Origin of the sequence: Natrinema altunense (assembly GCF_000731985.1) — an archaeon.
Lineage (GTDB): Archaea > Halobacteriota > Halobacteria > Halobacteriales > Natrialbaceae > Natrinema > Natrinema altunense.
In genome coordinates, this window is the sequence record NZ_JNCS01000001.1 from 178,681 (window position 1) to 203,095 (window position 24,415).

The window sequence follows — 24,415 nt, forward strand, 5'->3', positions numbered from 1 at the left end:
GGGGTCGACGCGCTCTGCCCGGCGAAACGCGATCGCAATCCGTCCGAACTAAGGACGGCGGCCGACGGTGACGAAGAACGGCACCGCTTCCGTGCGGCGATACTCCCCGGCTTCCATCTGCTCGATGACCGTCCGTCCCATCTCCCGCCACGATCCGCGGAGGTCATCGTACTCCGCCTCGGTTAGCGGCCCCGAAAGCATCGTCTCCCGATCGTCGGCCAAGCCCGCTCCGGTCGCCTTCCGACGGGCCGCGACCAGCGCCGGCTCGCCGTAGGGCGGTTCGATCGTCCGGACGTGGTCATACCGACGCGTTTCGCTTACCTCGAGACCCGCCGCCTCGAACGCCTCGCGAGCGTCGGCCCCGAGCGCGACATCCGTCGGTACGCCGTCGAGATAGGCCCGGCGCGCGCGGCGCTCGAGGCGGCCTTCCGCGTCGACACTCGAGTCGATCTCGACCGCGGCGTTGTCGGGTTCGACGGCCGCCACGAGGTCTGTGGAGACGCGCGCGAACTCGGACACGGCGGCCGCGGGATCGGGCAGGTTGATCAGTAACGCCTGACAGACGACGAGATCGAAGGTGTCGTCCGGGAAGGGAAGTTGCAAGGCGTCGCCGGCGACGATCGGGACGTGCTCGCCCGCGGCCGCGAGCAGGTCGGGATCGGCATCGCAGCCGATCACCTCGCCGGACGACTCCGCGGCGAGGACGCGGCTCAACTCGCCGGTCCCACAGCCCACGTCCAGAATCCGGTCGTGGGCGTCGAGGGCCAGCGGCTCGAGCGCCGCGCGGGAGTCGGCCCACATCCCCTCGCGGGTCCGGCTGAGGTAGGATTCGGAAAACTCGCGCACGGTCGGCCGTACGAACGAATCGAGTAAAAACGGGTCGGTTTCGCGCCTCGAGACGGTGCGAGTCAGTGCTCGCGTTCCTGTGTGGCGTCGAAACGACAGCGTCGCCGCACCGCCCCTCGTTACGGTCGCACCGGCTCCGCCTGCCGGAGGTCCCTGACCCTTTCGATGTTCCACGCGAAGCCCCGCCCGTCCTCGGTCGGCGTCTCGAGTGCGAACGGCAGGTCCCGCAGATCGGGGTGGTTGACGATCGCTTTCATGCCGTCCTCGCCGATGTATCCCTCGCCGATGTGGGCGTGTTCGTCCTTGTGGGTCCCGACATCGTGTTTCGAGTCGTTGAGGTGGATGTACTTCAGGTGCTCCAGCCCGACCTCGTCGTCGAATCGGCCGACCGTCTCGTCGACCGCCTCGGGCGTCGTGAGGTCGTTGCCCGCGACGAGCGTGTGGGCGGTGTCGATACAGATGCCGATGTCGGTCTCGGTACGGTCGATGATCCCGCCGAGATGTGCGAACTCGCCGCCGAGCTTCGTCCCGCTGCCCGCGTCCGACTCGACGAGGATCTGCACGTTTTCGGGCACCTCGAGTTCGTCGATCAGGCTCGCGGCGTTGTCGAGGCCGTCGTCGACGCCCGCGCCGGTGTGCGCCCCGAGGTGGACGTTGACGTACGGAACCCCGAGCCGATCGGCGGCGTCGAGTTCCGCCTGCATGCTCTCCTTTGACTTCCGACGGAGGTCGTCTTTCGGCGTACAGAGATTGACGAGATAAGCCGAGTGGATGACCCACGGCCCCTCGAGTTTCGCGTCGCTCTCCTCGCGAAAGCCCGCGGCGGCCTCGTCGCTGATTTCGGGTTGGGCCCAGACCTGCGGCGAGGTGGTGAAGATTTGCCCACAGTTACCGCCGAAGGCGAGCTGGCGATGAACCGCGTTACGCAGATCGTCGTACGGCGGTGTTTCCTCGTCGGACGAGACGCGCGACCCGGAGATCGAAACGTGTGCGCCGACCTTCATGGCCGTCCGTGAGTACCGACTCGTGATAGGTATATCGGACCTGGGTAGGTACTTCGACATCAGGTGTCGGTCCTGAAATTGGCCCTGAGCCAGGCCGGCATCCCGAGTACTAACCCGTGGTAGCCGCCGTCCTACCGATTACGGAAGTGGAACCCTCGGACCAAAAGAGTCAGTTATTTGGACAGAGTAGTACTCGCAAGTGACTGCATACGATACGGTGCTGTTCGACAACGACGGAGTGCTCGTTACACCACCCGCGGATGAAACGCAGGCCGCTGCCACACGAGACGCGTTTCGGGAGGTCGGCGTCGATGCTGTCGCACAACACCACCTCGACGCGATCGTCACCGGTGTTACCGTCGCCGACCTGTCCGAGATCTGTACGGCCTACGATCTCGAGGCGGAGACGTTCTGGAAGGCACGCGAACACCACGACGCCCGATCTCAACGGCAGGCGTTCCGTGCGGGCGATCGAAACCGCTACGACGACGTCGACTGTCTGAGCACTCTCTCCCAGAACTGCGGTGTCGTGAGCAACAACCATCACAGCACGCTCGCGTTCGTCTTAGATCGGTTCGATCTAGAACCGCTGTTCGAGACCTACTACGGCCGCGAGAAGACGATCGAAAGCCTCCGATTGAAGAAACCGAACCCCTATTATATCGAGCGAGCGCTCTCCGATCTCGACGGCGACTCGGCGCTCTACGTCGGCGACAGCGAAAGCGACGTGATCGCAGCCGACCGCGCGGGTATCGATTCGGTGTTCCTCCGTCGCCCCCACTGCCGTAACGCCGACCTCGACGTCACTCCCACCTACGACGTGGAAACGTTACGCGATGTGGTCCGAATTGCGGACGGTCACTCCGTCGACGAATCACGGGCGCGCTAACGTCCCCTCCGGCCGACGGGTTCGGTTCTCCTCACTGGCTGTCCGCCTTGAGCACCTTCCGATTCCGAACCCAGGCGTCGGACCCGAACTTCCGGTCGGCGAGTGCCCGCGCGGCCTCGAGTTCATCGTCCCGCCACGTCGATTCGTCCGCAGCACACCAGTCCCGCAGCGCTCCGGCGATCGTCTCGACTGCTTCCTCGCGGTCGCACCCCGCCTCGTCGCGGAGACAGGTGACCCGATCCGTGAACGTCGCCGCCTCGAGATCGGCCTCGAAGACGCCGACGTGTTTCTGCGGCTCGAGGGCGTAACTGATCGAGCCGTGCTGGATGACCACGTCGCGCTGGCGGTACTGGGCGTTGCCGCTGATTTTCTCGGCGTCCGCCCCCGCGTCTGCCGGCGCGACGATGTCGTGGGCCGGATTGATATCCCGTAGATAGCACGACGGCCGGTAGATGGCGTCCTGCTCGGCCGACGCGAAGGCGGCGTCGACGCCCAGTCGATCGAAGGCCTCGAGAATCGGCTCGCAGAACAGTTCGTAACAGTCCATCAGGTCACCCGGGACCTCGTCGGCGGGAGCGACGATCGTGTACGAAATGTCGGCATGGCGGTCGTGATAGATCCCGCCGCCGCCGGTCTGCCGGCGCGTGACGTCGATTCCTTCCCGTTCGCAGAACTCCCAGTCAACCGTCTCGGCGTCCTGGCGATACCCCAGCGAGAGCGTGCTCGGCTCCCAGGCGTACGTGCGGACGGTTCGCACGTCGTCCTCGAGCGCCGCTCGTGCTGCGATCTCCTCGAGCGCCATCTGCGTCGCTCCGTCGCGGGGTTCGTCCCGGATCAGCCGCCAGTTTCGATCGGCAAGTGCCGTCATGTGCGAAGCCACGCAGACGAGATGGAAAGTGATTCCGACGCGTGCTTGATTCCGTATAGCACTACAGGGTTGATGGGCAGGGTGAAGAGCGGATTCGAGGGACCGAAGCGCTATCGACACAGCGACCGGACGACTGCGAGGCCGGTCGACACCCAACGCAGCCAGCGGTCGGGCGTCACGTCGTTTTTACGTACCCGCCGGCTACCCTCCCCTATGGTGCGCAACGTCGCCGGGTTGCTCCCGGACCTCGACGAGGAAGACTTCTATCTCCTCTCGGGGGTCGAACAGGGGATGCGATTCTCCGAGTGGGTCCAACGCGAGAAGCTCCCGAAATTCGCCAACTTGACCGAGGAGGAGGTCGACTACCGGCTCGAGCGCTGTCTCAAACGCGGGTTAGTCGAGAAGAAGACGATCCAGTACGAGGGATACACCCTCCAGTTCGAGGGCTACGACGTCCTCGCCTTGCGAGCGCTCGTCGAGCAGGATACGATCTCCGAGTTCGGCTCGCCGCTGGGCGTCGGGAAGGAAAGCGACGTCTACGAAGTCAAATCCTACAAACCGCTCGCGCTGAAGTATCACCGCGAGGGCTATACGAACTTCCGGGAGGTCCACAAGGAACGCGATTACACCTCGGACAACGACCACGTCTCCTGGATGTACACCGCACGGAAGGCCGCCGAGCGCGAGCACGACATCCTCGAGGAACTCTATCCCGACGTCGCGGTCCCCCAGCCGATCGGACAGAACCGCCACGCCATCGTCATGGAGAAGATGGACGGCGTCGAACTCTCCCGAACCCGTCTCGAGGACGAGCAGGTGCTCGGCGTCCTCGAATTGTTAGTCTCCGAAATCGCACGCGCGTACGCGGACGGGTACGTCCACGCGGACATGAGCGAGTACAACGTCTTCGTCAACGAGGCGGGAGTGACGATCTTCGACTGGCCTCAGGCCGTGCCGACGGACCACGAGAACGCCAGCGAGTTCCTGCGCCGTGATCTGACGAACATCGTGGGCTACTTCCGGCGGAAGTATCCCCAGCACGTCCCCGACACCCTCGCGAGCGACGATCTCGCTCGGGCCATCGAAAGCGAGGAGTTCGAGTCGCTCGAGCGCTACGCGTGAGGAGTCGGGTCCGCTCGAGCCGAGGTCCGGATCTCGATTTGGAGGGGTTTTGCGGGCATTCGCTACGGCGAGCGGTTCGCTTGGCATGGTGGCTGTCCCGATCGCGGCCGACTGATCGGTCGATTGTATGGGATAAATCGCTTATCGCTATATCAAATCCGTCGAAGATTAGGGCTCGGTACTACCACCGTATCCGTGCTCTCCCCTGGTCTGCAACGCTATCGCGTTGCCGCGTCGTCCGCTAAACTGCGGTCCGGTGCTATAGTAGCCACTGAAACGATTTACACACTGATCGCGACGCCCTCGTGCGATCAGGTGTGCAATGACTTTCAGTGGCTACTATAGAGAAGGGCCGATCAGCAGTGTCTCATCGATCGGTTCGGTATCGAGATCCACTACCTAGTAGGACTGAGAGATCGAGCAACGGGACCCAAAGGAACAGGCCCGATGCGGTACGTGACAGTCGAGTTCCGGCACGGACGGGACCTCGAGAATCGAGACGGGACCGTGAGAGCAGCAAGGATGCGGGCGACGAGAGAGCGATCGCTCGAGGCCCTATATCTCGCCGATGTGCTCCCGTTTGCGCATCAGGTAGAGGAAGTACGGGCCGCCGAGGAGACCGGTGATGATCCCGACCGGCAACTGGACGGGATTCAACGCGAGGCGCGCGCCCACGTCGGCACCGACGAGCAGGGCGGGGCCGACGAACAGACAGCCGACGAGGAGTCGTTTGGTGTCGCCGCCGACGATGTTTCGGACCATGTGAGGGACGATCAGGCCGACGAAGCTGACGAGGCCGGCGACGGCGATCGCGGCGGCCGTCGCCAGAATCGCGATGCCGGCGACGAGAAAGCGGACTCGTTCGACCGACATGCCGAGGGATTTGGCGGTCTGCTCCCCGAGCAGGAGGATATCGAGTTGGCGGGTGACCGCGAGGGCCAACACGAGCGCGAGTATCGTAAACGGGAGCGCGATCCGCACCTGCTCCCAGTCGGTTCCCAGCAGCGACCCCGAGAGCCACGTCTGGGCCGCCATCGCGATCCCGAGATCGTCGATGAAGAAGAATAGGGCGCGCTGGACGGATCCGAATACGGTCCCCACGATGACGCCGGCGAGGACGAGCCGGACCGGGCTGGTACCGTTTTTCCACGCGATGACGTACACGATGAGGAAGGCCCCGGCTCCGCCCGCGGCCGCCAACACCGGAAGCCACGGCATGAGTCCCGAGAAGGCCGTCAGCGTCAGCAGGACGACGAGTCCGGCCCCGTCGCTGATCCCGAGGATGTAGGGGCTCGCGAGTTCGTTTCGGGTCACGATCTGGAAGATCGCGCCCGAAATCGCGAGGTTCGAACCGACGAGAATCCCCACGAGGATCCGCGGGAGACGGATGTTCCAGACGATGAGTTGACGGGTCGTGAGCCAGTCGGGGATCTCACCGCCGAGGAGGAACGCTCGCCAGACGCCGAGGTGGAAGATGACCTGTGGGTCGAACACGGTTCGCCACGCCTCGCCTAACGTCAGCGGGTACGCGCCGAAGCTCACTTGCAGGAGCGTGGCGGCGAGGAGGACGCCGAGACTCCCGAGGACCACCGAGACAAGTCTGGAATCGATCCACGCAGCACTCGAGCGGTCGGTGTCGGTGTCGTGAGTCGCCGATGAGCCCGCCATGGGCCGTCAGAACTCCCCGTTGATGATGGCTGCGAGTTCCTCTCGGTCGAAGAGCCGTTCGTCCTCGGGCACGTCGGCGACCGCACCCGGCCACGCACCGAACCGGTCGGGGAAGACTTGCTTCGCGAGGGCCTCGGTCGAATAGAGGTCGACGATCGGACCCATGTATTGCCCACCGGTTCGGACCAGGTTTCCGTTCTGAACGGCGGACAACTGCCGTCCGTTCGGATCGTTCTCGAACGGTTCGACGGCCGTCGAGACGAACTCCTCGTGTGTCAGTGACGTGAGTCCACCGACGGCACCGATGTAGTCGGGGTCGACGTCGAGGAGTTCCTCGTAGCCGATGGGGCCGTCGGGAATCCGTCCCTGGAAGGCGTCCCGAAGGCCGAGTTCGCGGTACGTCCTGGTGTTGTTCGCCATCGCATCGATTTCGGCGATGCGGAACTGTCCGGACTCGGGATTGACGCCGCGCCAGATCGCGGCGACCGACGGGCGCTCGTCTTCGGGTGGCAGCTCCGATCGGATGCCCTCGATGAAGTCGTCGTAAAACGACTGCCACGCGTCGAACTGAGCCTGCCGCTGGAAGATCCGTGCGGCCTTCTCGAACGCACCGTAGAGATCGTAGGGCGGCTCCTCGCCGTCGGTCAGGGAATCGGACTGGAACCGGATCGTCGTTCCGAGGAACGGGCCGGTCGCCGATTCGATCTCCGCGATGTCGTCGTCGCTCCAGTCGGCGTAGAACTTCAGCGCCCGCGGGTCGATGAGGTTGACGTCGGCGTCGGCGGCGTAGAAGTTCTCCTTGTCGTAGCCCTCTTCGGCGCCGCCCGCGAGCAGCGTGACCGCGTCCGTGTCGAGGGAGACGTCGGGCAACAACTCGTAGTACTTCAACGGAGCCCGATCGAAACTCGCGACGGCGGCGGGCTCGATACCGAACGCCATCCCGATATCGAGCCAGACGCTCGGAATCGCGGTGTACGATTCCGGCACCGAGTCGAACGTATGGCGAAAGTTCGGTTCGACGGTCACGGTATACGACTCGGTATCCGTCCCCGAATCGTCGTCATCGGCGGTTGGATCCCCTGTACACCCTGCGACGGTCGCCGCAACAAGACTCGCACCGCTGGCGAGTACCGTTCGTCTCCGTGGCATGCTTTTAGGCACGCCTAAGAACACATTAGTGATTTCGTGCGTTCATCGTTACACGCCGTGTTACGCGTAACGCGGGTCGTAACGGACGCGGTCGCGGTGACGAAGACGTAGCCAGTCGTCTCCCCGTGCTAGAGCCGATACAAGGCGGCCGAAAGAGCGACTGCAGTCGGACGAACTGCTACGTGTGCGGCCCAACGGGTTCGGTTTCGGACTGTCGCCGCTCGAGCGGGATCGACTCCGCCCGCTTCTCGGCGACCAGTTCCCGCGCCCAGTCGACGACCGCGGGACGCGTACTCCTGACGACGTGGAAGCCGCCGGTCGCCCCGTTGCTGACAGAGAGGAAGACCGTCTCGTCGTCGATGAGATCGACGTTACACGGGAACTGTTGGTCGGCGCTGTAGTAGACCGGTCGCTCCGTCGCGGCCTCGATCATCTGCCACCGGTCGACGAGGTCCGGGTTCTCGAGGCTGACGTCGGTCGCGCCGCGGTCGAAAACGACGGTGGCGTCGGGTGCATCCCCGGTGTGGAGGGATTCGGCGTGGGCGTACATCGGGAGCGTAGTGAACGAACTGACGATGGCGCGGACGGTCGTCGCCCGACTGACCGCGTTCGCCACGACCCGCATCCCGGCGAGCGGGTCAGCGCCGTCGGTCGCGACGACGTCACTGTCGGCGAGGCATCTGAGTTCGAAATCGAACCAGTCCGTCGGAAGCGCGTCGATCACGTCGGGATACCGTTGTCCGACGGTGATCGTCTCGAGGAGGCGACTGAAATCGTCGTACACCGCCGCCCCTGTGTCCGTGATCGCGTAGCGCCCGTCGTCGTGGTGTCGATCGAGCCAGCCCCGGTCGGCCAGATCGCCGAGCGTCCGGCTGAGCGTCACTCGCGTGACGTCGGTTCCCGTAAGAAGTTCTTCGCGCGTGTGGGGTCCGTCCGCGAGGAGTCCGAGGACGCGGACCCTGTGTTCCGACCGCGCGAGAAACGCCGCCCCCTCGATGGCCTCGGCCGTCGACCCACCGTTTTCCTGTGTCGTCGTTTCCGGCAGTTGATGCTCACTCATCGTCGCCCCTGGTACCGTATTATTTAGGCTAGCCTAAAGATTGTCGTTCTGCCCCGGAGACTGTCGCGGCGACCGACGGATGGTGGAATTAATCCGCCTCGCGTTCGTACCCCTTTATATGAGTGGTAACAACACGCACGGCCTCGACGGCGTCGGTGTCTGGGGCGGCGGCGTTACCGGCGGGCTCATCGCCGGAATCGCGATGGGACTCGTCCTCCACCTCGGCGGCAACCAGATCGAACTCCTCGGCGGCCTCGCGACCGACCCCAGCACGGCGGTCGGCGTCGGTTGGACGATCCACCTCATGTTGAGTATCGCGTTCGGGCTCCTGTTCGCCGCCATCTCCTCGAGAGAGGCGGTTCAGCAACTGGCGGACGACTTCAGCGATTACGTCGTCATGGGGCTCGCCTTCGGGTCGGTCCTCGGGCTCTTCGCCGGCGGCGTCCTGTTCCCGCTTGCGATGGAACGAGCCGACGTAGCGGCGCTTCCGGTCCCGTTCCTCCCGATATCGGGAACCACCGGGGAACTGGTCAGCGCGCTCGTGTTCGGCCTCGGCCACCTCGTCTACGGACTGGTGTTGGGTGCCGTCTTCGCGACGGTCAACGGGATCACGCCACGCGGCGTGCGCGATTTCGCCGCGATACGGTGACGCGGTGGTCGCAACTCGCACGATCGTTCGTCGCGTGATTCGCTGCCACGGGCGTCTCGGAGTTCGAAGCCCTTATACTCGAGAGTTGGGAAGTGTGAGTAGACTCGCTGGTTCGCGGGCATCAGCGGGCACCTGTCCGACGGTCGGTCACAGGTCGGGATGTGATCCGCGGGGCGCGCGCCCCGGTCGGGATTGAACCACGAAACGCCCGCGGGTGAATACAGATGGCAGAAAGCTTCTATTCCCACATCAAGGACGCATGGAAAGACCCCGACGACGGCAAGCTCGGGGAGCTGCAGTGGCAGCGCAAACAGGAGTGGCGCGACCAGGGCGCGATCGAGCGGATCGATCGCCCGACGCGTCTCGACAAAGCACGCGAACTCGGCTACAAGGCCAAACAGGGCATCGTCGTCGTTCGAGTTTCGGTCCGCAAAGGGACCGCCCGGAAGGAACGCTTCAAAGCCGGTCGGCGCTCGAAGCGCCAGGGTGTCAACCGCATCGGGCGGCGCAAGAACATCCAGCGCATCGGCGAGGAACGCGTCTCCCGGAAGTACCCCAATATGCGGGTGCTCAACAGCTACTGGGTCGGTGAAGACGGGTCCCAGAAGTGGTTCGAAGCGATCCTCGTCGACCCGAACCACCCCGCGATCGAGAACGACGACGACCTCAGTTGGATCTGCGACGACGACCACACGAACCGCGCGTTCCGCGGCCTCACCAACGCCGGCAAGGCCAACCGTGGTCTCAACAACCGCGGCAAGGGCGCTGAGAAGGTCCGACCGTCCAATTCGGGCGGCCAGGGCGGCGCGAAGTAACGCGTCGTCACCGCAGCCGATTTCACGCCGACTTTTTCCCGACGCCACTCGAGAGCGGACGCGCCGCCGATCGCCCGAGTCCAATAGCGACGACGACCATCGCCGCGAGTCCGCCGGGAAACCGATCGCTGGTCGGCCACGAGGCACCGATCGAACGCGTGTGTGACGGGGACTCCCCCGATCCGTGGGACTCGGAGGTGGACTTATTTCGGGGGCCGACGTACCAGGAGACATGGCAAAACACGTTCTCGTCGCGGTCGACGACTCGACGCAGTCGACGGAGGCACTCGAGTTCGCCTGTACGGAGTATCCGGACGCGACGATCACCGCACTCTACGTCCTCGATCCGGGCGATTTCTACGCGGTCAGCGGCGTCGAGGGGACCGCAGTGGCGAACTACGACGAGATAGAAGGCCACCACCAGGATCGGGCCGAGGACGTTCTGGATGGGGCGCGCGAGCAGGCGGGCGAGCACGGCATCGACCTCGAGACGGATTACGTCATCGGCGGCGTCTCGCGGTCGATCGTCGACTACGCTGCCGAACACGAAGTCGATCACATCGTCGTCGGCAGTCACGGCCGGACGGGCGCGAGTCGGATTCTCCTCGGGAGCGTCGCGGAGACGGTCGCCCGGCGGTCGCCGGTGCCGGTGACGATCGTTCGCTAGCGGAGCCGTGGCACGGCGTCTGCGGACGCGAACGCGGCGACCACGCACCGACGGCGTGTAAAACGAAACCGGTCGATCGGCTCAGGCCGAAACGGCGTGGCCTTCCCGCTCGCTCTCGGTCGAACGCATGTCGAGATCGGCCATCAGCGCGTCGATGGCCTCCTCGGGATCGGTCTCGGAGTCGAAGACACGATCGAATCCCATTTCGCGGAAGAACGCGCGCGTTTCCTCGAAGTCGTCCTGTCCGACGGCGAGGTTGCCGCCGATGTAGGTCGTCACGTCGAGGTCGGCCTCGGCGATCCGCCGGTGGAATCCCTCACAGTCCTGCTTGGCGTGTCCATAGAGCGAGGAGACGAGTACAGCCTCGGCGTCGTTGGCGGATGCGGCTTCGACAAACTCCTCCTGGGAACTCTGGACCCCCAGGTTGACGACGTCGAATCCGGCTGCCTCCAGCGCCTGTTCCAGGATGGTAATCCCGACGACGTGAGCGTCGGACCCGATCACGCCGAGGATGACTGTCTGCGTCATGTGCGTACCACCACACACTGCGGGGACCACAATAAACCTAATGATTAATAATGTGCTAGCCGTTCGCACGGTTCTCGGCCGGCGACGACACGGTATCGTTCAGTGTTCGCCACATCGAGACGGTATTCGTTTCTCCGTGCGGGCCGTTCCCGCCCGATCGTCGCGTCACTGAGCGTAACTCGAGGCAGGTGGTCAGACGGTCGTCAGCGCGCCGACCGACGCGTCGGTGCGGTCGCGGGCGCGTCGGATGCCGTCCTCGCCGGCCGCGATGAGCGCGAAGACGCCGGCGACATCGGCGTCGGCGGTCCGAACGATGTCCAACAGGAGTTCCTGGGTTTCGCCCGATCGAATGAGATCGTCGACGACGAGCACCGATTCACCCGGATCGATGGCCGAGGCGGGCAGATAGTAGGTGAGTTCGATGCCGGACTGCAGGCGCTGGCGGGCTTCGATGAACTCCTCGACGGCGGTTTCCTTGCTCTTTTTGGCGTAGGCACAGCGGACACCGTAGTAGCTCGCGAGCGCGGCCGCGAGCGTGATGCCGTCGGTCGCGGCGGTGAGGACGACATCGGGCCGCTCGAAGTCGAACCCGTTGGCGACGACGGGTGCGGCCAGATCGAGGAACGGCTGATCGAAGACGGTCGCGCTATTGTCGACGTACCCCTCGTCGTCGACGCGGATGCGGGCGGCGAGCTCCTCGGCGAGCGCCTCTCGGCCGAGATCCTCGACGACCTCGCGTGCTCGCTCGGTTCCCGGGAGGACGTGCCCGTTGACATACCGGTTGAGATCGCCCGCCGGGAGCCCCGTCGTCTCGGCGAGTTCGTCGTAGGTCCGCGTCTCCTTCAACATCCGCAGTACGTCGACGGCCCGCAACTGCAGGGCCGCCTTCTCGGCTCTGTTCATAGGTAGTATGCACGATCCTGCAAGTATGGGGGTTTCGATCGGCGGGGGCGTTCGAGATGGCCACACCCGTGTAGGGCGACGGTCGCGAGCCGACGGAATTCGGCCGTGTACACGCTGTATCGGCGCACTACACGGTTTCCGATCACGGAGACGCATTCCGAACCACCCGTTCCGGAAGCGACCGCATCCGTCCCGTCCTCGAGCAGGCCTCGTCCGCGCTGCCGGACGCTGCGTGCGCTGGTCGACTGCGACTCGACGGCCGCGTCGGGGTCGGAATCAGGAACCTACTCCTCGAGCCGGCCGTCGAACGCGGAAATCCCGTCGGGAATCGCCTCGAGTTGGGCTCCGATGACGACGTAGAGAGCGTACTCGTGCTCTAGACTCGTTTCCCAGTCCCTGTGGAGCAAGTCCCGAATCTGTCCATCGAGCTGCTCAAGCCGGTTGTATCCGTCGGCGAGGAGATCGCCGCCGAGCGACGGCTCGTCGGGCGAAAACGGTACGTCGGCCGCAATCTCGACGGCGGATTCGCGAACGTCACGCACGTCGTCGACGGTCTCGAGCGTTCGGTGTGCGCCGTCCTCAACCTGTTTCCGTATCCGTTCGAACGCACGCCGGTCACGCTCGAACGCGCACGCCGTCCGGAGCGCAGCCGCCGTCTCCCCGTCCGCTGCCTTGTTTACCGTCTGTTCAGAGGCTCTGCTGAGCGCAATCGCACCCTCATGAAGCACCCGTTCGGCGATCGTTCCCGAGATATCGGCGTCGACCGATTCGATCAGGTCCGTCGATCGATCCGGAACGTCCGCCGCGTCGATCGCGTCGAGCGACCGTTCGAGCGCGGTTTCGAACTGCGATTCGAACGACCGGGCGTCCGTGAGTCGCGCTTCGTGTCGGCGCTCGAGTTCGTCGCTAAATGCCATCGCCGCGCGGGCCTGTTCGACTGCACCGCCGAGCTCGCCGACGACGAGGGCACCGTTCGTGCCGTGGCGCGGCCGGTTGCCGAGCCACCGCCCGGCGGTCGCGAGTTCGCTCTCGCGATGAGCGCCGAGGAGGAGCGTCCGCTGGAGGTCGGTGCCGCGATGCGTGATCCCGGATCGCCGTTGCTCGAGTCGAGCAGTGACGGCCTCGCGTTCCGTTTCGACATCGTTCAGCGAGCGGTCGTCAGTCACCGCCTCGAACGCGACCGCCGCCTCGCCGGCGTAGCGGCGTGCATGAATACTCCGTCTCATTCTGTGGAACCCGTCCATCGCGCCCGCGAGCGCGTCGCGCCTGTGCCGTGCGATCTCCCGCGCTCGATCGATATCGTGTCGGACGGCCTCGTTGGGTACGTCGTCGGCCCCGATCGGGTCCGGAACGGCGGCGATCAGTTCCTCGAGGCGACCGACGGCGTCGGTGACGGCGTTCTCGCCCGGCTGGACCGGTGCCGGTCGGGCGACCGTCGGCACGTCCATCGCTAGAATCGGTTCCAGTTCGTCCGGGCCGAACCGCCGGGTCGGATCGTCCGACTCGAAGAACTGGAGGCAGCTGGCCGTTGCGACGAGGGGGCCCGCTCCGACCTCGCACATGGTCTGTTTCTGGCAAGACGTATCCATTGACGTATCGGCTGAGGTTCCCTGCCGGCAACTCCGTCGTTTCGGTCAGATCGTCGTCGGTTCGCATCTCCTTCAACGTCCGCAACACGTCGACCGCCTGCAACTGGAAGGCTGTATTCTCAGTTCTGTTCAGACAGGCGTACACTATTTTACGAATAGATGAGTCAGATCCCGTAGCGAATGACCGCAAACGCGACTAGTTCCCAGGCGTAAGCGAGTCGGTAAACACACATCTTGTCACTAGAAACTTGGTAATTATGGAGACTCGAGGTGATCGGTGTCGTCAAGGCACGGACGCCTTCCTCGTAGGTCGACACGGTCGTCTAGTAATGTCTGCTATAGGCGTCGTCATGAATCGGTGGGCCTCAGTTGTGGGTGTCTTAAATAGTCCATTTCGTTCAATCGAATATTATTGCAATTGGAAATGGCTGGTGGAGCCTATTGCATTAGTTATCGAGTAACCATCGAACTGACTGAAATGATAATACATATTCTATATTATCTTATATAAGATAATAAATTAAAATGGTAATAGTTATATACCTAACACTATTCGATTAGGATGCGATGAGAAAAAACTCGAGTAGACGAGCGATACTCCGATCGACAGGTGTCACACTCACCGCACTCTCAGCCAGTGGGCAGGTAGTCGCAACTGACGACGAGGACCCCCGGCGAGAGTTTGCACGGCAAATGGACAAAGCGAGACGGATCGGCAAGGAGGAAGGCTTGGATGCGCGGGATCGGTATCTCGATAGCCAGGGGTTGCCGCACAGTGAAGGTACGATCGAGTCGGCAAACGATGGGACGGTAGAAATAGCGAATGATGGCACAGAGAATAGAAAAGAACAACCACATTACTGTGTCGATCCACGTGACTGTGGAGAGGATGCAAACATCGACGTCAAATTTCAGTTGACGTATAATCCCAGAGGAGAAATTTTCGATTTTACATTTTACACGAAATATCGGTATGGGTGGAAGACTAGTTCCGACAATTACCCCGATGACCCGGAAGATTATCCCCCCCTGTGGGGGTATCCACGACCCAAGCCGCTAGAGAAGTATAACGGACCTAGATGGCCGGCGGATGTCCTCTCGTTAGCCTGGAACGACGAAGATAGGCTGCTCCCATACATGCCTCCCTGGAAAGATTGTGAAGCAGTTACATGCGCGATCGTCGAAGAAAAACCGTACACGAAATTCATCGGAGGCAGTTACACGGGCGAGGGGATCGGTATTGAGGTCGATGGCTACCACATGGCCTACGATAACGGGACTACCGGTGATGAAACGGAGTGGACACCGACAGTGACGACTGGAATTATGCTCGAAAAAGGACCTGAGTTCGTCGATTACACTCGTCTTTCCGCTATATTCACATACGTTTGGAAAGGGGAAAAGACGAAGCCAGACATCTCTATCGGGTTTCCGCCGACGTTTAGTATCTCGGCGAGCTCAGAGCGGTTCAAAGCGTATCAGCGGTTCCAACACACTCGAGGCAAGGACGACACTGAGCGAGAGACGTTCGAAATACGGGTCGATGAAGTGCTCTGATTGACCATACCGGTTGAGAACTCAGCCTATTCGACCGCCCGTTTCAATACGCGCACCATGGATAGAAAATACCACTAGCAATGAGCTCTTGGAGACGTGTGTGTGTTAACTACTACCCGATGACTGAAATCCAACTAAACCATCGGCGCGAGTTCTTTGGGACAATACTGGTAGCTGCGTCCATTGTGACCGGTGGTTGTTTAGACGTGCTTCGTGACGAAGAGTCCAAATACGAGAACAAAGCCCGAATCACGATTATCAACTCTCACTACGAGAACGAAACGACTACGTTTGAATTCACAGCTAGAGCAGAGAACGGAACGGTAATCTACGAAGACACATGGGAAGTGACGAAGAGTCACTCGTTTACCTCTGATCCGATCCCTGACGAAGTCCGCACCATTGAGTACCGGACCGACGACGGAGCAAACGGCGTCGTCTCGATCCCTGCCGAACCGGAATGTCCACCGCACCCGAGTGTCTCACGCAAGATCGATCTCTATTACGGAGACGAGCGGGAAATGACGTATCGAGAAATCGTACCCAACTGTGACTAATCGGATGTAACTCGACTCACGAACGCCACGGGCACCGCCGCAGTGCTGCCTGCGACGCTACTCGTCCTGCAGGAAGTCGGGTTCCGTCCGCTGTTCCTCGATTTCGTCCTCGAGATGGGTCTTGAACGCCTCGATCTCGACGTCGTACTCCTGGTCCTCGAACCGGTCCCGAACCGAGATGTTGCCGTCGGCTTCCTCGTTGTCGCCGACGATGATCTGGTAGGGGACCCGGTCGTCGTGGGCCGCGCGGATCTTCCGTTCCAGCGTACTGTCGCGGCCGTCGACCTCGACGCGGAAGTCGTCGAACTCGTTTGCGACGCGGTGGGCGTAGCCGAGGTTGTCGTCGGAAATCGGCAGCACGCGGACCTGTTCCGGTGCGAGCCACAGCGGGAACCGACCCTCGTAGTGCTCGATGAGCATCATGAAGAACCGCTCGTAGCTGCCGTAGAGCGCACGGTGGATCATCACCGGGCGGTGTTCCTCGTTGTCCTCACCGACGTAGTTCAGGTCGAACCGCTCGGGCATGTTGAAGTCCAGTTGCACGGTTGGCCCGTCCCACGAGCGGCCGATGGCGTCCTCGAAGGCGAAGTCGATCTTCGGGCCGTAGAAGGCACCGTCGCCTTCCTCGATGTCGTACTCGTGGCCGTGGGAGTCGAGAACGCTCTCGAGTTGCTCCTCGGCGCGCGTCCAGATCTCGTCGCTCCCGACCGACTTCTCGGGCCGGGTAGCCAGGGCCATCTCGTACTCGAGGTCGAACGTCTCCAGGACGTCCGTGATCATGTCCATGATCGCCTCGACTTCCGACTTGATCTGCTCGGGGCGGACGAACAGGTGGCCGTCGTCGATGGTAAACGCCCAGACCCGCGAGAGTCCGGAAAGTTCGCCGCGTTGTTCTTTGCGGTAGACTTTCCCGTTCTCGGCGTAGCGGATCGGCAGGTCCCGGTAGCTCCAGGAGTGGTCCTGGAAGATGGCGGCGTGGCCGGGACAGTTCATCGGCTTCAGGCCGAACTCGTCGTCGCCGACGTCGAAGATGAACATGTCGTCCTGATAGTTCTCGTAGTGGCCCGACCGATGCCACAGATCCGTCTTGAAGACGTGGGGCGTCTCGACGTAGTCGTACCCCGCGTCCTTGTTGAGGTCCTCGACGAAGTCCTCGAGTTCCTTGAGGACGGTCTTCCCGGCAGGGTGATAGAGCGGCAGCCCCGGCCCCGTCACGTCCTGGATCGAAAAGAGGTCCATCTCGTTGCCGATCCGGCGGTGATCGCGCTTCTCAGCTTCCTGTTTGCGCTCGAGGAAGTCCTCGAGATCGCCCTCGTCTTCGAAGGCGGTGCCGTAGATGCGCGTCTGCATCGTGTTGTCCTCGTCGCCGCGCCAGTAGGCACCGGCGATCTCGAGCAGTTCGACGACGCCGATCTCGCCCGTCGAATCGACGTGGGGGCCGGCACAGAGGTCCTCCCACTCGCCCTGACTGTAGAACGTGACGGTGTCCGCCTCCTCGGCGAACTCGGAGAGCAGTTCGAGCTTGTAGGGTTCGTCGGCCAGCCGGGCCTCCGCGTCGTCGATCGATACCTCCTCGCGCTCGATCTCGTAGTCCTCGGCGATGATCTCCTCGATCTCGTCCTCGAGGGCCGCGAGGTCCTCCTCGTCGACGTCGAGGTTGTCGAAGTCGTAGTAGAATCCCTCGTCGGTCGGCGGTCCGATCGCGAGGTCGACGTCGTCGTAGTGGCGCTCGACGGCCTGGGCGAGACAGTGGGCCGCGGAGTGGCGCATGACCTCGAGGTACTCCTCGGACTGGTCCGTGATGATCTCGAGTTCGGCACCGTCGTAGACCGGCTGCTCCTTGGCGACGAGATCGCCGTCGAGCTTGCCGGCGACGGTATCGCTGCCGAGGCCGGGACCGATCTCGTAGGCACAGTCCTCGACCGTGGCGTCCGCGTCGACTTCGAGTGCTGATCCGTCCGGCAGTACGACCGCTACCTGCTCCTGTGAGTCTGATTCTGACATGGCTGTGGATGTGGTGAAAATTCCGGTGGCGTGTCCGCGTCACGTCCCGCACACTGGCCGACTCGTGCCGACACAATACGCGGTAGGTGGGAATTAGAAACGGGCAAACGCCCCTGTAAAGCGGACACCTACCATCGTGGCTACGGGTACTCTCGAGCGGGATAAAAGCATTGTGATGGGCCGCGAGGCTGTGTTCAAATTAGGATGAAGGATGAGGCGGTGCAATTTGCTAGTGGTTCGTGCCAGAAATCGACCGCCTCAATGGATCTAACGCAGCGATCCGATCAGATTCTGTGGAGCGAGAGGCGACACCGCGCGAACTGATAGAATTGAGTATCCAACTCCATTTAGCAGAGTTGCGACTTTCGGATACTGTTTCTGTCGTAGAGAGATTCCGTGTCGAACGGGCACGATCGACCGTTCATAACTGGGTGCAGAAAGCCGATCTACAGCCGACAGACGAGGAGCACCCGGATCACGTCGCTCTCGACGGAACAGTGATCCAACTTGACTTCGATGTTTCTCACTGAACCGCGAGAGAACCATGACGTCGATGACGCTGTGGTTCTCGTCGATTCAGCACCACGGCTCAAAGCCGCACTTCATGCTCACGGACTCCAATTCCGATACGAAACACATGGCAATCGGAACGCTGTCGAATCTCTCTTCCAGAAGATAACACGATGCCTCTCTCAGGTTGGAAATTGCTTCAGAAATGCCGATCCAGCAACCATCGAAACATGGTTACAGAGCTATGCAGACTGCTGGAATCAGCTAATCTAAATAGTGCTTGAGAGCACCATCAAATACATTGGTGATTTGATTTGAACATGTGTTCGTCATGTTGGTCGTTACATATGTCATAGGTGGAGTTGAAATATTATTAGATATCCGAAAATAGTTCATGAGCCGTGGGGTAATTAGCACTGTGAATAGGCGTGAGTATCTTGCAGCGGCATGTAGTACTGGAGTCATCGCAACGGCGGGGTGTAGCGCAATAGGTGATGAACAAACACTTTCCGACCCGACCGTCCATGGGGACTCGAGCGGGCGAAAGACGCTCGTCTTCACAACCACGGATGGGGACATCGGAAAATTTGGGGCGAGTAGCTATGTTAGCTCTGGGGTAATCGACGTCCCAATCGAGATTTGGCACCGCGAGGGGACGGCCGTGAAGGCCATCAAACTCAGAGTGTGGATGCCCGAAGTCGCGAGGGAATCACCCGCCGAGGTCGCTCTCACCTCGCCAGTAGAAGGTGATAGTTCGTCACCACCCTCAGTAGCGCTCTACACGCCTGACCGTGGTCCCGGAACAGTCATAGAAATCTCTGATTTGGATGACCTTGCAGACGAGACGATCAGTATTCTCAAACTGCTCGTCAAGCCGACAGCGGAAACCGCCACTACGCTCACTATTCACGCGACGATCGGGCTTACAAGTAGTGGCATCCTCGAAGATGACTACGCGCTCGATGGCGACCTCCAGTTAACGTACTCTGAACGCAATAACTGATCGTCAAACATGCCCGACAGCGTCTGGATCCAATTATCCGTTTTGATGTATACGGACAGATAGCTTCTTATTCGAATCAATAGTGGGGCAGATATGAACCTGGAAGACCCGACCGTTCGATGGGGTATCGGCCTCACCAGTGGCGTACTCGTCGCCGCGATCGCGCTCCTCTTTCTGGAAGGAACGATGCAACTCCTCGTGTTGGGTATCGCCGTCTTCGATGCGATCTCGACGCCGCAGTTCCTGAAGCAAGCCGTCGAGAGCTGATCGGTGGCCGTTACGGAGCCAGCGGCGGCCCGGTTACTGGCTCTCGAGTAACTCGCTTGCCGTCACCAGCGAGTCCATCTCGACGCCGGCGTCCTCGACGGTCTCGCGGCCGCCTTCTTCGCGGTCGACGACGACCAGCGCGCGCTCGACGGTCGCACCTGCCTCCCGGAGCGCCTCGACGGCCTCGACGAGGCTCGTCCCCGTCGTCACGATGTCCTCGACGACGACGACCTCCTCGCCCGCCTCGAGTCGCCCTTCGATCAGATTGCCGGTGCCGTACTCCTTGCGCTGCTTGCGCGCGATGACGTAGGGGACACCGGCGGCGACGCTCGTCGCGGCGGCCAGCGGCACGCCGCCGAGCGCGACGCCGCCGAGTTTGTCGTCGGCGTCGAGTCGCTCGGCGAAGGCCTCGGCGATGGACTCGAGGCAGTCGGGATCGGTCTCGAAGAGGTACTTGTCGACGTAGTACTCGCTGGTTCCGCCGTGGGAGAGTTCGAACTCGCCGAACTGGACGGCGTCGGCCGCTCGCAGGGCGTCGATGAGGTCCTGATTCGTCATTGCTCGACAAGGCGCGCCGGACCGAAATAAGCGGTGTGGAACGGGACGCCGACGCGATCGGGACGGCGTGGCCGGGATCGGGCCGCTCTCGACCGATCGCGACGCCGCGAGCGGCTGGCGCTGCAGGTAGCTTTTTGTCTCCGACGATGTGTGTGTCGCGTGATGACACCAACGAGTGCAGACGAGCTCCATCCGGACCTGCAGGCGTTTCTCGAGCGCTACGAATCGCTCGACGTGCCGTCGTTCAACGAGGGCTCGGCCGCGGAGGCCCGCGAACTGTTCGACCGGTTGCGCGTCGCCGAAGATCCCGACATCGAACTCGAGTCGGTCGAGGACCGAACGATCGGCGGCCCGCACGGCGAGTTGCCGCTCAGGATCTACGATCCCGGGACCGAGGGGACGGCCCGTCCGCTGCTCCTGTACTTCCACGGCGGCGGCTGGGTCATCGGGAACGTCGATACCCACGACGGCACGTGCCGCAAACTCGCCGCCGACACCGGTTATCCGGTCGTCAGCGTCGACTACGGACTCGCGCCCGAACACCCCTTCCCGGAGGGGCTCGAGGACTGTTACGCCGCCCTCGAGTGGGCGGCGGAGACGGCCGGCGAACTGGACGCGGACCCGGACCGGCTCGTCGTGGCGGGCGACAGCGCCGGCGGCGGTCTCGCGGCGGGGCTGTCGCTGCTCGTCAGGGATCGGGGTGGGCCGGACATCGCGTATCAACTGCTGATCTACCCCAGCGTCGGCGATGCGACCGCGACGGAAGCCTACGAGGAGAACAGCCAGGGGTACTTCCTCACGGCGGACGACATGGCGTGGTTTCGCGACCACTACTTCGAAACCGAGGTCGACATGGGCAACGTCTACGCGTTTCCCCTGCTCGCGGACGACCTTTCGGAGTTGCCGCCCGCGACGGTCATCACCGCCGGCTTCGACCCCTTGCGCGACGTCGGTGCGAACTACGCCGACCGACTCGAGGCGGCCGGCGTCCCCGTCGCGTACCACAACTACGACGACATGATCCACGGCTTCTTCGGCATGATTTCCGAACCGGTCGCGCTGGAGCGCGCTCACGAGGCCCACGAGGCCGCCGTCGCGGATCTGCACGCGGCGCTCGAGTAGATCGGTGCCTCCGAGAACGAACGGCACGGCAGTTTCGTCGGCCCGGTGCGAAGAGAAACGATCGAACGACGCCTACCAGGGCTCGTTTTTCAGCCCGAGTTTGTACGCGATCACGTTCGTCGTCACGTGGAGGATCGGCGTGAGCACGACGACGACGAGGATGACCTCGAGCGAGAACCACGCGCGAAACCAGTCGGTCGCCAGCAGCGCGGTCAGCGGCAGGGAGACGACGACGAAGTCCAACTGATCGAGGCCGGGGAACATCGCCCCGCGCTGGCGGCCGCTTCGGCGTTTGAGAAACGAGGCGAGGATGTCGCCGAGCATCGCGCCGCCGGCGAGACCGAGCGCCGCGAGCGGGGTGAATTCGGGGACAGCGAATCCCAGCACGTCGCCGGCGTCGGGCGCGACGAACGTGAGGGCGGCCGCGAGCGCGAGGCCCGCTACCGTCCCCATCGCCGTGCCGCGCCAGGTCTTCCCGTCGCCTAACACCCGCCTGTCGCCCCACGTTCGGCCGCCGTCGATCGGTCGCCCGCCGCCCGCCAACACAGCAGCGTTGTTGGGGACGTAGGCGGGCAACATCGCCCAGAACGCGATCGCGATAGTCTCGAAGAGTGCCATATCGGCCGGGACGAACCGACGTGTCTTAACGGGCGGTGGTTCGGTAGAGCAGCCTCGCGAGCGACGGCGCGGAGACACCGGCCGTCGTTCCAAGAGAGGGTTTCACAACGTAACGCGACTCACACGGAGTATAGGATAACCGGGATACTAGTACCAGCAACGCGACTTCCAACTGATGACGACACAACCTCCTGCAACCGAAGACGAATCGGCAGCCGAACCCGATTCGGCGCTGGTCACCGCCCGCCGACAGCTCGAGCGAGCCGCCACCCACGTCGACGTCGATCCCGGCGTCGTCGAGCGGCTGAAACACCCGACACGGGTTCAACAGGTATCGGTACCGCTCGAGCGCGAGGACGGTTCCGTCGAGGTCTTCACCGGCTATCGGGCCCAGCACGACGACGTTCGCGGCCCGTACAAGGGCGGCCTGCGCTACCACCCCGAAGTCAGCGCCGAGGAGTGTACCGGCCTCTCGATGTGGATGACCTGGAAGTGCGCCGTGATGGACCTCCCCTTCGGCGGCGGAAAGGGCGGCATCGCCGTCGATCCCAAAGCGCTGACCGAGGACGAGACCGAACGGCTCACCCGCCGGTTCGCCGAGGAACTGCGCGATGCGGTCGGCCCGACGAAAGACGTCGCCGCGCCCGACATGGGGACCGACGCACAGACGATGGCCTGGTTCATGGACGCCTACAGCATGCAACAGGGCGAGACGATCCCCGGCGTCGTCACGGGCAAGCCGCCGGTCATCGGCGGCTCTTACGGCCGCGAGGAGGCCCCCGGTCGGTCGACGGCGATCGCCGCACGCGAAGCCGTCCGGTACTACGGCCGCGAGGTCTCGGATACCACCATCGCCGTCCAAGGCTTCGGGAGCGTCGGCGCGAACGCCGCCCGTCTGCTCGAGGAGTGGGGGGCGACGATCGTGGCAGTCAGCGACGTCAACGGCGGGGTATACGATCCCGACGGGATCGACGTCTCGGCGATTCCCTCCCACGACGAGGAGCCCGAAGCGGTCACGCGGTTCGCGACCGAACTCGACGAGGGTGACGACGTATCCCGCATCTCGAACGACGACCTCCTCGAACTCGACGTCGACGTCCTCGTCCCGGCCGCGGTCGGCAACGTCATCACCGCGGACAACGCCGACGCGATCGCCGCCGATATCGTCGTCGAGGGCGCGAACGGCCCCACGACCTTCGCCGCCGACACCATCCTCGAGGAACGCGGCGTGCACGTGATCCCGGACATCCTCGCGAACGCGGGCGGCGTCACCGTCAGCTACTTCGAGTGGCTCCAGGACATCAACCGCCGCCAGTGGTCCCTCGAGCGAGTGACCGAGGAACTCGAGGACCACATGCTCGAGGCCTGGGAGGACGTCCGCACGGAGGTCGACGACAAGGGGCTGACGTGGCGCGATGCCGCCTACGTCGTCGCGCTCTCCCGCATCGCGGAGGCGAAAGAGACCAGAGGGCTCTGGCCGTAGCCGGTTCCGATCGGCCGCGGGAACGCCGGACGGGCCAACGGATTTCTCGTCGGGTGCGACGGGACGAAGGAAAGGGCTCATGTCCGAGCAGTCGTATGTTCCGATAATGACGCCGTGGAAGCGGGTCTTCGCGAGCGGGCTGATTCTCATCGGACCGATACTCGTCACGCTGTACGTCGTCTACCGGGCCTACGCGCTCGCGATCGGGTTCACGCCGGCGGGCATGCTCGGTCCGGAAATGCTGGCCGGCTTCATCGGCCACGAGCCGACCCGCGTGCTGATCGTCCGTGTTCTCCAACTCGTCGTCTCGCTGGGTTCTATCGTGCTGATCGCGATCGCGATCGGTACCCTGACCCGAACGACCGTCGGCGACGTCTTCACACGAAGCGTCGACGGAATCGCGAACCGCGTCCCGGGACTGCGCGTCGTCTACAACGCATCAAAAGTCGCGGCCGAGACCACGCTCGGCGAGGAACAGGCCCTGCAGGAACCGGTCAAAGTCCGAAGCTGGGACGGCACGCAGATGCCGGCGTTCAAGACCGGTCACACCACCAGCGACGGACGGGTAGTGCTGTTCGTTCCCACGTCACCGAACGTCTCCTCGGGATTCGTCGTGGAAGCCGATGCCGACCGCGTCATCGAAACCGACGACACCGTCGAGGAGACGCTCGCACGCGTGCTGAGTGGGGGCTTCGGTGACTCAACGCATCCACAACGACACACGGAGTCGCCGTTGGGTCCATCCGAGGACCGATCGACGGACGAGGAGTGACGGGGGACATTCCGGGGGGAGACGATGCTCGACGCGAGAGCACGGTCGCCGTCGCTCGAGCGACGGTCGGCGTCCGTCAAATCCGGTCGGGAATTTATGCGATGCCGGATGGAGCGGGACTGACGCATGTCGACGCTGCCGCCATGGATCGAAGATCGGATCGACTCGAGGCCGAGCCGGGCGCTCACACAACGCCGCGTCGCCGAG

Annotated in this window: 24 protein-coding genes and 2 pseudogenes; 13 read left to right on the forward strand and 13 right to left on the reverse strand. The window is 63.1% G+C overall.

Annotated features, from left to right (window positions below; translation table 11 throughout):
* Window positions 1–48 precede the first annotated feature (48 nt).
* Together ALTAJ2_RS00990 and ALTAJ2_RS00995 are read right to left on the reverse strand one after the other, a co-directional pair.
* Complete coding sequence (locus ALTAJ2_RS00990; protein WP_007108739.1) at window positions 49–846, reverse strand: class I SAM-dependent methyltransferase; 798 nt, start codon at window positions 844–846, stop codon at window positions 49–51.
* A 119-nt stretch (window positions 847–965) separates the two neighbouring features.
* On the reverse strand, window positions 966–1,850 hold the full coding sequence (locus ALTAJ2_RS00995) for a deoxyribonuclease IV (RefSeq protein ID WP_007108738.1): 885 nt from the start codon (window positions 1,848–1,850) through the stop codon (window positions 966–968).
* 217 nt (window positions 1,851–2,067) lie between these two features.
* On the opposite strand from ALTAJ2_RS00995, the gene ALTAJ2_RS01000 reads away from it, so the two are divergent.
* Window positions 2,068–2,739 (forward strand): HAD family hydrolase, encoded by a 672-nt coding sequence (locus ALTAJ2_RS01000; protein WP_007108737.1) that lies wholly within the window; start codon window positions 2,068–2,070, stop codon window positions 2,737–2,739.
* A gap of 31 nt (window positions 2,740–2,770) precedes the next feature.
* On the opposite strand, the gene ALTAJ2_RS01005 is transcribed toward ALTAJ2_RS01000, so the two are convergent.
* The gene (locus tag ALTAJ2_RS01005) at window positions 2,771–3,607 is read right to left on the reverse strand and encodes a lipoate--protein ligase family protein (RefSeq protein ID WP_007108736.1); all 837 of its coding nucleotides are present in this window, start codon (window positions 3,605–3,607) and stop codon (window positions 2,771–2,773) included.
* A gap of 213 nt (window positions 3,608–3,820) precedes the next feature.
* Between ALTAJ2_RS01005 and ALTAJ2_RS01010 the strand changes: the two genes are divergently transcribed.
* Window positions 3,821–4,729, forward strand: a complete 909-nt coding sequence (locus ALTAJ2_RS01010; RefSeq protein ID WP_007108735.1) for a serine/threonine-protein kinase RIO2 — start codon at window positions 3,821–3,823, stop codon at window positions 4,727–4,729.
* 555 nt (window positions 4,730–5,284) lie between these two features.
* Here the strand turns inward: ALTAJ2_RS01010 and ALTAJ2_RS01015 are convergent.
* The 3 genes from ALTAJ2_RS01015 to ALTAJ2_RS01025 all read right to left on the reverse strand — a co-directional run bounded on the left by ALTAJ2_RS01015 (window position 5,285) and on the right by ALTAJ2_RS01025 (window position 8,606).
* Window positions 5,285–6,397 (reverse strand): FecCD family ABC transporter permease, encoded by a 1,113-nt coding sequence (locus ALTAJ2_RS01015; protein ID WP_007108734.1) that lies wholly within the window; start codon window positions 6,395–6,397, stop codon window positions 5,285–5,287.
* Between the two features lie 6 nt (window positions 6,398–6,403).
* Window positions 6,404–7,546 (reverse strand): ABC transporter substrate-binding protein, encoded by a 1,143-nt coding sequence (locus ALTAJ2_RS01020; RefSeq protein WP_049900057.1) that lies wholly within the window; start codon window positions 7,544–7,546, stop codon window positions 6,404–6,406.
* A 178-nt stretch (window positions 7,547–7,724) separates the two neighbouring features.
* Window positions 7,725–8,606: a helix-turn-helix transcriptional regulator gene (locus tag ALTAJ2_RS01025; RefSeq protein ID WP_007108732.1), complete on the reverse strand. Its 882-nt coding sequence runs from the start codon at window positions 8,604–8,606 to the stop codon at window positions 7,725–7,727.
* A gap of 118 nt (window positions 8,607–8,724) precedes the next feature.
* Here ALTAJ2_RS01025 and ALTAJ2_RS01030 point away from each other — a divergent pair, with 118 nt between their 5' ends.
* The 3 genes from ALTAJ2_RS01030 (at window position 8,725) to ALTAJ2_RS01040 (ending at window position 10,737) form a co-directional block, all read left to right on the forward strand.
* Window positions 8,725–9,255, forward strand: a complete 531-nt coding sequence (locus ALTAJ2_RS01030) for a hypothetical protein (RefSeq protein ID WP_007108731.1) — start codon at window positions 8,725–8,727, stop codon at window positions 9,253–9,255.
* A gap of 224 nt (window positions 9,256–9,479) precedes the next feature.
* A complete protein-coding gene (locus ALTAJ2_RS01035) occupies window positions 9,480–10,070 on the forward strand; it encodes a 50S ribosomal protein L15e (RefSeq protein WP_007108730.1) in 591 nt (196 codons plus the stop codon).
* Between the two features lie 232 nt (window positions 10,071–10,302).
* The gene (locus ALTAJ2_RS01040) at window positions 10,303–10,737 is read left to right on the forward strand and encodes a universal stress protein (RefSeq protein ID WP_007108729.1); all 435 of its coding nucleotides are present in this window, start codon (window positions 10,303–10,305) and stop codon (window positions 10,735–10,737) included.
* Between the two features lie 81 nt (window positions 10,738–10,818).
* On the opposite strand, the gene glmS is transcribed toward ALTAJ2_RS01040, so the two are convergent.
* The 4 genes and pseudogenes from glmS to ALTAJ2_RS20470 all read right to left on the reverse strand — a co-directional run.
* Window positions 10,819–11,265: a methylaspartate mutase subunit S gene (glmS, locus tag ALTAJ2_RS01045; RefSeq protein WP_007108728.1), complete on the reverse strand. Its 447-nt coding sequence runs from the start codon at window positions 11,263–11,265 to the stop codon at window positions 10,819–10,821.
* 192 nt (window positions 11,266–11,457) lie between these two features.
* Window positions 11,458–12,168 (reverse strand): phosphoribosyltransferase family protein, encoded by a 711-nt coding sequence (locus ALTAJ2_RS01050; protein ID WP_007108727.1) that lies wholly within the window; start codon window positions 12,166–12,168, stop codon window positions 11,458–11,460.
* A 284-nt stretch (window positions 12,169–12,452) separates the two neighbouring features.
* Window positions 12,453–13,730, reverse strand: coding sequence for a hypothetical protein (locus ALTAJ2_RS01055; RefSeq protein WP_007108726.1), 1,278 nt, complete (start codon window positions 13,728–13,730; stop codon window positions 12,453–12,455).
* Window positions 13,723–13,890 (reverse strand): annotated as a pseudogene (locus ALTAJ2_RS20470) (phosphoribosyltransferase family protein); the annotation flags it as partial. The pseudogene ALTAJ2_RS20470 and the gene ALTAJ2_RS01055, both read right to left, overlap by 8 nt.
* A gap of 434 nt (window positions 13,891–14,324) precedes the next feature.
* Between ALTAJ2_RS20470 and ALTAJ2_RS18985 the strand changes: the two are divergent.
* On the forward strand, window positions 14,325–15,314 hold the full coding sequence (locus tag ALTAJ2_RS18985; protein WP_144240175.1) for a hypothetical protein: 990 nt from the start codon (window positions 14,325–14,327) through the stop codon (window positions 15,312–15,314).
* A gap of 119 nt (window positions 15,315–15,433) precedes the next feature.
* A complete protein-coding gene (locus ALTAJ2_RS01070) occupies window positions 15,434–15,871 on the forward strand; it encodes a hypothetical protein (RefSeq protein ID WP_239647678.1) in 438 nt (145 codons plus the stop codon).
* Between the two features lie 57 nt (window positions 15,872–15,928).
* Here ALTAJ2_RS01070 and thrS read toward each other — a convergent pair whose 3' ends face one another.
* On the reverse strand, window positions 15,929–17,875 hold the full coding sequence (thrS, locus tag ALTAJ2_RS01075) for a threonine--tRNA ligase (RefSeq protein WP_007108722.1): 1,947 nt from the start codon (window positions 17,873–17,875) through the stop codon (window positions 15,929–15,931).
* A 239-nt stretch (window positions 17,876–18,114) separates the two neighbouring features.
* On the opposite strand from thrS, the pseudogene ALTAJ2_RS18425 reads away from it, so the two are divergent.
* The 3 genes and pseudogenes from ALTAJ2_RS18425 to ALTAJ2_RS19525 all read left to right on the forward strand — a co-directional run bounded on the left by ALTAJ2_RS18425 (window position 18,115) and on the right by ALTAJ2_RS19525 (window position 19,655).
* Window positions 18,115–18,658: pseudogene (locus ALTAJ2_RS18425) on the forward strand (IS6 family transposase).
* A 145-nt stretch (window positions 18,659–18,803) separates the two neighbouring features.
* On the forward strand, window positions 18,804–19,388 hold the full coding sequence (locus ALTAJ2_RS20005) for a hypothetical protein (protein ID WP_239647679.1): 585 nt from the start codon (window positions 18,804–18,806) through the stop codon (window positions 19,386–19,388).
* A 93-nt stretch (window positions 19,389–19,481) separates the two neighbouring features.
* Window positions 19,482–19,655, forward strand: coding sequence for a hypothetical protein (locus ALTAJ2_RS19525; RefSeq protein WP_007108720.1), 174 nt, complete (start codon window positions 19,482–19,484; stop codon window positions 19,653–19,655).
* A 33-nt stretch (window positions 19,656–19,688) separates the two neighbouring features.
* Here the strand turns inward: ALTAJ2_RS19525 and pyrE are convergent, their stop codons facing one another.
* Entirely contained in the window at window positions 19,689–20,213 is a 525-nt protein-coding gene (pyrE, locus tag ALTAJ2_RS01085; protein ID WP_007108719.1) for an orotate phosphoribosyltransferase, read from the reverse strand.
* A 162-nt stretch (window positions 20,214–20,375) separates the two neighbouring features.
* Here pyrE and ALTAJ2_RS01090 point away from each other — a divergent pair, with 162 nt between their 5' ends.
* Window positions 20,376–21,335, forward strand: a complete 960-nt coding sequence (locus tag ALTAJ2_RS01090; protein WP_007108718.1) for an alpha/beta hydrolase — start codon at window positions 20,376–20,378, stop codon at window positions 21,333–21,335.
* A gap of 72 nt (window positions 21,336–21,407) precedes the next feature.
* Here ALTAJ2_RS01090 and ALTAJ2_RS01095 read toward each other — a convergent pair whose 3' ends face one another.
* A complete protein-coding gene (locus ALTAJ2_RS01095) occupies window positions 21,408–21,953 on the reverse strand; it encodes a CDP-2,3-bis-(O-geranylgeranyl)-sn-glycerol synthase (RefSeq protein WP_007108717.1) in 546 nt (181 codons plus the stop codon).
* A gap of 175 nt (window positions 21,954–22,128) precedes the next feature.
* Here ALTAJ2_RS01095 and gdhB point away from each other — a divergent pair, with 175 nt between their 5' ends.
* Together gdhB and ALTAJ2_RS01105 are read left to right on the forward strand one after the other, a co-directional pair.
* Complete coding sequence (gdhB, locus tag ALTAJ2_RS01100; protein ID WP_050031409.1) at window positions 22,129–23,436, forward strand: glutamate dehydrogenase GdhB; 1,308 nt, start codon at window positions 22,129–22,131, stop codon at window positions 23,434–23,436.
* 106 nt (window positions 23,437–23,542) lie between these two features.
* Window positions 23,543–24,208 carry a DUF502 domain-containing protein gene (locus ALTAJ2_RS01105; protein WP_007108714.1) on the forward strand — a complete coding sequence of 222 codons (666 nt, stop codon included), beginning with the start codon at window positions 23,543–23,545 and terminating at the stop codon, window positions 24,206–24,208.
* Window positions 24,209–24,415 lie beyond the last annotated feature (207 nt).